Origin of the sequence: Humibacter sp., assembly GCF_051954055.1 — a bacterium.
Classification (GTDB): domain Bacteria; phylum Actinomycetota; class Actinomycetes; order Actinomycetales; family Microbacteriaceae; genus Humibacter.
In genome coordinates this window covers 19,110-28,134 of the sequence record NZ_JBQCIE010000086.1, presented here as the reverse complement: position 1 = coordinate 28,134, position 9,025 = coordinate 19,110, and the positions used below count along the sequence as shown (strand labels likewise).

The following is a 9,025-nucleotide window of genomic DNA, read 5'->3' as shown; positions in this document are numbered from 1 at the left end:
GGCTCGTCCGGTGGCGGCGCGCATCATCAGCCGCGTCTCCGGGATGGCCATGATCCTCGTCGGCCTCCTGCTCGTCGCAGAGCGAGTCGCCCAGCTGGCCGGGGCGAACCCGGTGTGAGGCGACGGCTTGGGGCAGAAGGGCGCCACGTGCGCACGACCACCGAGGCCATGGTGGGTCGCGCGCACGTGGCGCGGTCTCGTGGCTACGGGCGAGGCATCCGCATCACCCGATCGCCATGCCGAACACGTGCAGCTTGCCGTTCGGCGGCAGTTCGACAGATTGAACCGTCTTGCCTGCGGTGAGCGCCACGGTGTCGCAGAAGATGCCGACCGCGTGGTTGTCGCTGCTCGTCGCGCTGGCCACCGCTTCGTCGCCTGCCGATGGCGTCGTGTGCCACCAGTCACTGAACGAGAGGGTGCCGGTGCTTGTCGTACCGTCCGTGTAGTGGATGGTCACCGATCCGCTCTGGTTGCCGTTCGTCGCCAGGCCGAGGAAGCCGAGACTGCTCCCGCTGCCGCCGAAGAGGATGGTTTCACCCGAGGTGGCGACGTTGTCGTTGCTCCCAGGATCCACCGCGGGCCAGGTGAACGTGAAGGCGCCGTGTTTGACCGTTGCGCCCGGCGTGAGGCCGGCCGTCGCCAGCGAGTCGCGCGTGAGGTAGCGCCCTGCGCCGTCGAGGTTGCCGGGTGAAGCGGTCGTGCCGGTGCCGATGTCGTTGAACGCCGCGGCGAGGTCAGGCAGACCCTGCGGGGGAGTCGCCGTCTGGCCGTTGTAGCTCGCCTCGCTCTGCAGGATGATCGGAGCGCCCGACTGTACCGTGATCGCGGTCGCGGCATCGGAGGTGACCGTGGCGTTCCGGATCGTGAGTCCGGTCGTCGCGGCGATGTTCACCCCCTGAAGCGAGATCGCGGTGAGCGGCTTCTCCGGAAGCCCGACGAGTTCGCCCGCCGCATCCGATCCGGTCGCCGACACGTTCGAGATCGTGACGTCGTGGATGTTCGGGGTAGTCGCCGTCACCGGCTGCGCCGGGTCGTCGTCTGCGGGCACCTTCGGGTAGTAGGCGGTGATCGCGATCGCGGTGGAGACGTTGGTCATCGCCAGGTGGTCATAGGTGACGCCGCTGATCTCACCGCCTCGGCCCCGTGCCGTCTTGATGCGCATGCCCATACTGGTCCCCACGAGCGAGTTGTCGCCGAACCTCACGTTGCTGATGCCGCCGGCGGTGTAGCTGCCGATCGACAGTCCGTGTCCCGCCCCGATGCGGTTCTCGACGACGGTGATCCCGCTCGTCGGGGCTCCGGCCGAGGAGTCCAGCGCAACGTTGTCATCGCCGTCGCTGATCGAGGACCTGCTGATCGTGACGTTCGTCGAGGACCACACATCGATGCCGTCGGTGTTCGGACTGTCGCTCGGTGAGGAGATGGTCACACCGGTAACCGCGGCATCCGTCACGTTGTGCATCGAGATGTGCGAGTTGGGGGCATCCTTCATGGTGAGCGTGTCGATCGTCACGTTCTTCGCGTTGGTGATCGAGATCAGCCCCGGCCGAGGCGAGAGGTCCTTGCCTGCTGTCTTCTCCGCCTTGATGGTGTCCCACCACGGCGAGCCCTGCCCGTCGATGGTGCCGCCGCCGGTCAGCGTGACACCGTTCGCGTTGCTGACGTCGATTAGCGGAGCGAGGTGCGAGCCGGATGCTGGATAGGCGCTCACCTTGGTCGTGGCGAGGAGCGCCGAGCCCTTGACGAGTTCGACCGTCTCCTTGTCGGCGACCTTGACCGGGCCGGTGAGGTACTTCCCGCCGGCGAGGGAGACGCGACCGCCGTCTGCACAGGCATCCAGCGCCTTCTGGATCGCGGCCGTGTCGTCGGTCACGCCGTCCGGCGTCGCGCCGTATTGCTCCGGTCGGCAGATCTTCTGCGCCGGCGTCACCGTCGGTGCGTCGTGGTCCCACGGCGACCAGTGATCGGAGCCGGCGAGGTAGTTCTTGGCCGTGTAGTCGCGCGCCTGGGCGTCGGTGAGTTGCGGCCGGTAGAGGTTGTCGGGGCCTGAGGTGGCACCCGGTCCGGTGTTCTTGTACTCGTAGTACCGCGCCGAGACCCACGACCATCCGGCCATGCCCGTCCACGGGTGGTCCGCGATCTGTGCCCCGAGGTTCGAGTCACGAACAACGACGGATGCGAAGGGCGCTGGATCTCCGGTGTGGTGCCATGGCCGCCCGAGTGCGATGGTTCCCGCCCCGGTCTCTCCCACGAACCTGGAGCCCGTGAAGAGGAATCCGTGAGGGTTATCCAGTTCGGTGTTGGCGGCGGTGACGTAACCGGCGTCGACGGAATCGATCGTGTCGTGGTCGAAGACCGCCGTCGCTCCGCCGAAGATGAAGTCCACCGATCCAGAGACGTAGGTGTCTCGCACGTACACCCGAGCTGTCGCGGTCGGCGTCGGCGTGTCGAGGTACAGGGTGTCCTGTCTCCCGGTCACGCGGTCGTTGTAGAGCGCGATGCGGTCACCGGTCGTGCGCAGTGCTACCGCTTGCCCGCCCGGGTCGTTCCGGTGCAGCACGGGGTCGTACGCGTTGGCGACGCTGATGCCGTCTATCGTCGTGTCGTTCGCCTCGACGGTCATGGTGGCGGATCCCTCTGTGCCGTACCCGTTCCCTGAGGGGTCGGGCATGCCGGCGTAGTGGTTTTCCGTGATGACCACGTCGGCGGGGTCGCCGGTCGCACCGACGAAGCTGATCTTCGGCTTGTCGGCCGGAACGTCGACCGTTCCGACGTAGGTTCCCGCGGAGATCACGATGGTGACTGGCGTCGTGTTGCCCGTCGGCACGGCATCCACCGCCGCCTGGATGGTCGAGTACGGAGCACTGCCGTCTTGCGCCACGTAGAGGGTGGCGCCGTGGCCGCCGCCATGGCCGTCCGCGGGAGCCGCGGTCGCCGCGATCGGAACCGATGCCAGTGCCAGTGCGCTCACCACGGCAATGGCGGGGTTCACGATGGTTCGCTTGATCGTCATCGCACTCACCCGATCGCCATGTCGAAGAGGTGCATGTTCCCGTCGGCAGGGAGCTCGACGGACTCGACGGTCTTGCCCGTGGTGATCGGCACCGAGGCGCAGAAGATCCCCACCGTGTGACCACTGCCCGCCGGCCCTGTGCCGACGGCGTTCGCGGTCGCCACGGCCTCGTCGCCCGCGGAGGGCGTGGTGTGCCACCAGTCGCTGAACGCGAGGGGGCCGGAACTGGTCGAGCCATCCGAGTAGTTGATCGTCACGGTTCCGCTGTGGTTTCCGTGGGTCGCCAGGCCGAGGAATCCGAGCTGGCTTCCGGTACCGGCGAACAGAATCGTCTCGTCACCGGTTGCGACGTTGTCGTTGCTCCCTACCGCCGAGTTCGGCCAGGTGAACGTGAAGGCACCGTGTTTCATGGTCGCACCCGGTGCGAGACCGGCCGCCGCGAGCGAGTCCCTCGTCAGGTAGTCGCCCGACCCGTCGAGGTTCCCCGGCGAGGCTGCGGTGCCCGTGCCGATGTCGTTGAACGCGGCGGCGAGGTTCGCGAACGGCTTCGGCGGTTGCGTCTTCTGCCCGTTCACCCACACGTTCGTGAAGGTGACGTTGTCGGTGTACTTCGAGACCGACGAACGCGCCGCCGTGTCGACGAGCACGTTCGTGAGGCTGATGTCGCTGATGTGGTCGTCGGCATAGCCGACGGCGTAGAGCGGGTACGTCGCCGTTCCCACGCGCACGTTCTCCAGCGTGATGTTCTTGACCGTCGGGTTGAAACCGTGCCCCGGTCCTTCTCCGTAGAAGAAGTCGACGATGAGCACGGCATCCTGCACCTCCTCGATCGTCAGGTCGCGCACGTGCACATCGGTGATGAATCCGCCGCGCATCGAGTTCGTCTTCAGACGGATGCCCTCGTTGAGGTTCTTCGAGTCGCACCGGTTGTCCCTGGCGTACACGTTGCGCACACCGCCGGTCATCTCGCTGCCGATCGTGATGGCGCCGTGCCCGTCGAAGAACTCGCACTGCTGGATCACGATGTTCTGGCACGGCACGTTCACGCGACGTCCGTCGGCGTTCTTGCCTGCCTTGATGGCGATGCAGTCGTCGCCGGTGTCGAAGGTGCAGCCGGTGATGAGCACGCGATCGCAGGATTCCGGGTCGCATCCGTCGTTGTTGGGACCGTGGCTGCTGGCCGTCACGTTCTCGACCGTGACATCGGTGCACAGCACCGGGTTGAGCTGCCAGTTCGGGGTGCGGTGCGTCGTCACGCCCGAGATCAGCACACGCTCGCACTTGTAGGGCTGGATGAGCGTCGGTCGCATGTAGTGCCCAGCGCCGAAGACGCGATCCTTCACCGGCACTCCCGCCTCGGCCATCGCGTCGAGTGCGGCGCCGTCGGCATCCGACGTCGGCATGCCCGGCTTCCAGCCCCACGTCGCGCTGCCCGTATACGGCCACCACGCCGTGGTGCTGGCCTGCCCGTCGATGGTCCCCTCTCCGGTGATCGCGATGTCGTGCTTGCCGTAGGCGTAGATGAAGGGCGAGAAGCTCATGCACTCCTCGCCGCCGAATCGTGTGTACACCACGGGCAGGTACGCGTTCGGGTCGGTGGAGAACAGGATCGTCGCATCCTTCTCCACGTGCAGATCGATGCGGCTCTCGAGATGGATGGCGCCGGTCAAGTAGGTGCCGGCGGGAACCGTGAGCTGACCTCCGCCTTTCTGCGCCAGGGCCGCAATCCCGTTCTTGAACGCCTGCGTGCAGTCCGTCGTGCCGTCACCGACCGCTCCGAATTCCGTGACAGAACGCGAACGGTGCGGGATGCGAGGTCGTTTCACCGATCGAGCGATCCGTTCGGCTTCCGGCCACGGCGTGACCGGCATCGAGCCGTGCTGCACGTCGCCGAATGCCGATTCGCTGCCTACCGCGAGCAGAGTCACTGCCCCCACGAACGCGGCACCGCCGAGTGCAAGCGCCTCGCGCCTGCTGAGTGTCTTGGGCATTCCTGTCGTTCCTCCCCGTCGAGGTCCGGTGCGGAGCGTGGATCAAGGTCAGGCCGGAACGCGCACTCGCCGCCCGAGGTTTCTGGTGCCCGAAATCATCCAGAAAGTCAGAGAAACTTTCGCACTCCACATCGAGGTTTTTGGTTGAGCTCTGAACAATTGCTCACGGTAAACCCTGGGGGACCACCGTGTCAACGGTGCGCTAGGCTGGATCTTGGATTCGAAAATTTCGCTGATACATCGAGGAGAATAGGCGGTCGGTGGAACGGGTAACTCTGCAACGAGTGGCCGACTTGGCTGAGGTGTCGGTGCCGACCGTGTCGAAGGTGCTCAACGGCCACGACGACATCGGATCGGAGACCAGGCGGCGGGTGGAAGCCGCGCTCCTCGAGTCCGGCTACGAGCGCCGTGCCTCCACCCGCCGTAGCGGAGGCCTGATCGATCTCGTGTTCGGCGATCTGAGCCCGTGGTCCGTCGACATCATCCGCGGCGCAGAGGAGGAGGCGCTGCGCTCCGGGCTCCGCGTCGCCGTCTCGGTCGCCAGGAGCACGGGCGACATCGGACAGTGGGTCAGCAGCGTCGAGCGCGGCAACACCGACGGCGTCATCCTCACGCTCAGCGATCTGTCCGACGCGGCATGGAGCCGCCTGCGCAGACTCAAGAAGCCGATCGTGGTGATTGACCCGGTAGGTCAGCCGGAGGCTGGGGTACCCTCGATCGGCTCGTCCAACTGGGCGGGAGGCATGCAGGCCACCGAGCACCTTCTGAACCTCGGCCACCGGCGCATCGCCACCATCACCGGGCGCGTCGACACGCTCTGCGCCCAGGCGCGCCTCGACGGATACCGCGCCGCGCTTGGTCGCGCCGGCATCACTCCCGACCCCGAGCTCGTCGCCGAGGGCGACTTCCACTTCGAGTCGGCACTGGCATCCGCCCAGGAGCTGCTGAGCGTGGACGACCGGCCGACCGCCATCATCGCGGCCAGTGACGTGCAGGCCATGGGTGTGTACGAGGCGGCACGCCGGCACGGGCTGCGCATACCGGAAGACCTGAGCGTCATCGGCTTCGACGACATTCCTTCCGCGGGCTGGATGGCTCCGCCGCTGACGACGGTGAGGCAGCCGCTCGCCGAGATGGCCGCCCTCGCCGTCAGGATGCTCGTGGCCGGCAATTCCGCCGACTACAACAACCGCGCGGAGCTCTCCACGAACCTCGTCGTGCGCAGCAGCACCGCCGCTCCCAGTCGGTGAGCGTCGCATCCGGCACACTCACCGTCGCGAAATGGTGGTCGCGAAGTGTCGCCTCATCACGGATAGGCGGCACCTCGGGCCCACAATTCGCCGGAGGCCGTGCCCGCCGCGCGCGAAGGATGCCCTGTCAGTACCTGTTCCGGCAGGAACTCCCACGCGTGCGCCCGGTGGTGTTGCCTTGTATCGCACACCATCGACCACAACTGGAGGCGGCGCAATGCGCGCAGTCATCATGGATGCTCCCGGCGAGATCAGCGTCGGCGAGCGCGAGGACCCGACGATCATCGAGCCGACGGATGCGATCATCCGTCTGGCTGCGACCTGCATCTGCGGCTCGGACCTCTGGCCATACCGCGGGGTCGACCATCCGGACCACACCCCGATGGGACACGAGTACGTCGGCGTGGTCGAAGAGATCGGCGCGAACGTGAAGAACATCAAGGTCGGCGACTTCGTCGTCGGCTCGTTCATGGCTTCCGACAACACGTGCGAGATCTGCCAGGCCGGCTACCAGTCCCGCTGCGTGCACGTCGTGGGGATGGGCTCGATCGGAACGCAGGCGACCAAGGCGCGCATCCCGCTGGCCGACGGCACGCTCGTCGCGACGCCCGGGCAGCCCGACCCCGACCTCATCCCGTCGCTGCTGGCGGCATCCGATGTGCTGGGCACCGGATGGTTCGCCGCGGTCGCCGCAGAAGCCGGGCCCGGCAAGACGGTCGCGGTCGTCGGCGACGGAGCGGTCGGCCTGCTCGGCGTTCTGGCCGCGAAGCAGCTCGGCGCGGAGCGGATCATCGCGATGTCCCGCCACGCGGACCGGCAGGCGCTGGCGCGCGAGTTCGGTGCGACCGACATCGTGGAGGAGCGGGGCGATGCGGGAGTGGCTCGCATCAAGGAGCTCACCGGCGGCCTCGGCGCTCACAGCGTGATCGAGGCGGTCGGAACGCAGGAGTCGTTCCTGCAGGCCATCCGCTCCACTCGCGCCGGCGGGCACATCGGCTTCGTCGGTGTCGCGCACGACGTCGCCATCCCCGGCGACGAGCTGTTCTTCTCCGAGGTGCACCTCCTCGGCGGTCCGGCACCCGTCCGCCGGTTCCTGCCCGAGCTGATCGACCTCATCTGGACGCGCAAGATCGACCCGGGCAAGGTGTTCGATCTCACGCTGCCGCTCGAGCAGGCAGCCGAGGGCTACAAGGCGATGGACGAGCGCCGGGCCACGAAGGTGCTGCTCACCGTCTGACCTCGCCGCGGCCTCTTCCGCTGACGCAAATTGCGGGTCGGATGCCCAACGCCCGCAATCTGCGTCAGCGGAGCAGGCGCTGCGCCGCTGCGGAGGCATCCGTCAAGCCCTACCAAGAAGGGGCGCCCGGGGCTTGCTTGGATGCCATGGCCGGCTTCATCTCAGAGGTGCGATCGAGCGCCAACGGACTCATCATCAGGGCCGCGATCATCGCGGCGATCGGCGGGCTGCTGTTCGGGTACGACACCGGAGTCATCTCGGGCGCGCTGCTTTTCATCAAGAAGGATCTGCACGCCGACGCCACGGCGCAGGAGTGGATCGTCTCGGTGCTGCTGCTCGGCGCCATCGTTGGCGCGCTGATCTCGGGTTACCTGGCCGACAAGATCAGCCGCAAATGGACGAAGGTCATCTCCGGCTGCGTCTACTTCATCGCCGCGATCGGGTGCGCGCTGTCGTTCTCGGTGCCGATGCTCATCGGGTTCCGCTTCCTGCTCGGAGTCTCGGTGGGCACGGCATCGTTCGTCTCCCCGCTGTACATCTCGGAGGTCGCGCCGCCTCGAGTGCGCGGCGGACTCGTCTCGTTCAACCAGCTGGCGATCACGTCGGGCATCCTCATCGCGTATCTGGTCAACTTCGCCTTCCAGGGCCTTCCCGGCAACTGGCGATGGATGCTCGGAATCGCCGCGCTCCCCGGCGCGGCCCTCGCGATCGGCATGCTCACGGTGCCGCACACTCCGCGCTGGCTCGCGCAGGTGGGCCGTGAAGACGACGCGCGAAAGGTGCTGGAGAAGCTGCGCGAGGGCGACGAGAAGGCGGATGTCGACGGCGAGCTGAAGGAGATCAGGGAGGCGAACGAGCGCGAGGCCGGCAGCAAGGTGAGGGACCTGTTCGGCCCGAAGGTTCGTCCGCTGATCCTGATCGGGCTGGGGCTCGCGGTCGCGCAGCAGTTCGTGGGTGTGAACACCGTGATCTACTACGCGCCGACCATCCTTTCCGACACCGGACTCTCGGCCAGCAGCTCGATCGGGCAGACGGTGTTCGTGGGTGTCACGAATGTGGTCTTCACGATCGTGGCCGTGCTGCTGCTCGACCGGGTCGGGCGCCGCGCGCTGCTGCTCATCGGCACCATCGGTCTCACGGTGTCGCTTGCGGTGCTGGGCATCTACTTCGCCGTCCCGACGCTGCAACACACCGCAGGCTGGCTGGCCCTGATCTGCCTCATCGTCTACATCGCGGCGTTCGCGATCGGGCTCGGACCGGTGTTCTGGCTGATGATCTCCGAGATCTTCCCGAGCGGACTGCGCAGCAAGGCCATGTCGGTCTCCACCATGACGAACTGGGCGGCGAACTTCGTCGTCGCCGGATCGTTCCTCACGCTGAACATGCTGATCACCCGGCAGGGCACGTTCTTCGTGTACACGGCGATCGGCGTCGCCTCGTTCCTGTTCTTCATGTTCCGGGTTCCGGAGACGAAGGGGCGCTCACTGGAACAGATCCAGACCGAGCTCGTCGGCGAGAACTCCGGCAAGTAGCG

At 66.8% G+C, this 9,025-nt stretch carries 5 protein-coding genes; 3 read left to right on the top strand and 2 right to left on the bottom strand.

Annotated features, from left to right (window positions below):
* Positions 1-223 precede the first annotated feature (223 nt).
* Both ACTHNC_RS09350 and ACTHNC_RS09345 read right to left on the bottom strand, forming a co-directional pair.
* Positions 224-3,013 (bottom strand): pectinesterase family protein, encoded by a 2,790-nt coding sequence (locus tag ACTHNC_RS09350; RefSeq protein ID WP_440294329.1) that lies wholly within the window; start codon positions 3,011-3,013, stop codon positions 224-226.
* A gap of 5 nt (positions 3,014-3,018) precedes the next feature.
* Positions 3,019-5,004 (bottom strand): glycoside hydrolase family 28 protein, encoded by a 1,986-nt coding sequence (locus ACTHNC_RS09345; protein ID WP_440294328.1) that lies wholly within the window; start codon positions 5,002-5,004, stop codon positions 3,019-3,021.
* Between the two features lie 284 nt (positions 5,005-5,288).
* Between ACTHNC_RS09345 and ACTHNC_RS09340 the strand changes: the two genes are divergently transcribed.
* From ACTHNC_RS09340 to ACTHNC_RS09330, 3 genes are all read left to right on the top strand, one after another.
* A complete protein-coding gene (locus tag ACTHNC_RS09340; protein WP_440294327.1) occupies positions 5,289-6,254 on the top strand; it encodes a LacI family DNA-binding transcriptional regulator in 966 nt (321 codons plus the stop codon).
* 217 nt (positions 6,255-6,471) lie between these two features.
* Positions 6,472-7,491, top strand: a complete 1,020-nt coding sequence (locus ACTHNC_RS09335; protein ID WP_440294326.1) for a zinc-dependent alcohol dehydrogenase family protein — start codon at positions 6,472-6,474, stop codon at positions 7,489-7,491.
* Between the two features lie 41 nt (positions 7,492-7,532).
* Entirely contained in the window at positions 7,533-9,023 is a 1,491-nt protein-coding gene (locus tag ACTHNC_RS09330; protein ID WP_440294325.1) for a sugar porter family MFS transporter, read from the top strand.
* The last annotated feature ends 2 nt before the right edge of the window (positions 9,024-9,025 follow it).

Coding starts and splice junctions, on each gene's coding strand:
- ACTHNC_RS09335 (WP_440294326.1), top strand. CDS start 6,472: ATGCGCGCAGTCATCATGGATGCTCCCGGCGAGATCAGCGTCGGCGAG.
- ACTHNC_RS09350 (WP_440294329.1), bottom strand. CDS start 3,013: ATGACGATCAAGCGAACCATCGTGAACCCCGCCATTGCCGTGGTGAGC.
- ACTHNC_RS09345 (WP_440294328.1), bottom strand. CDS start 5,004: ATGCCCAAGACACTCAGCAGGCGCGAGGCGCTTGCACTCGGCGGTGCC.
- ACTHNC_RS09330 (WP_440294325.1), top strand. CDS start 7,533: ATGCCCAACGCCCGCAATCTGCGTCAGCGGAGCAGGCGCTGCGCCGCT.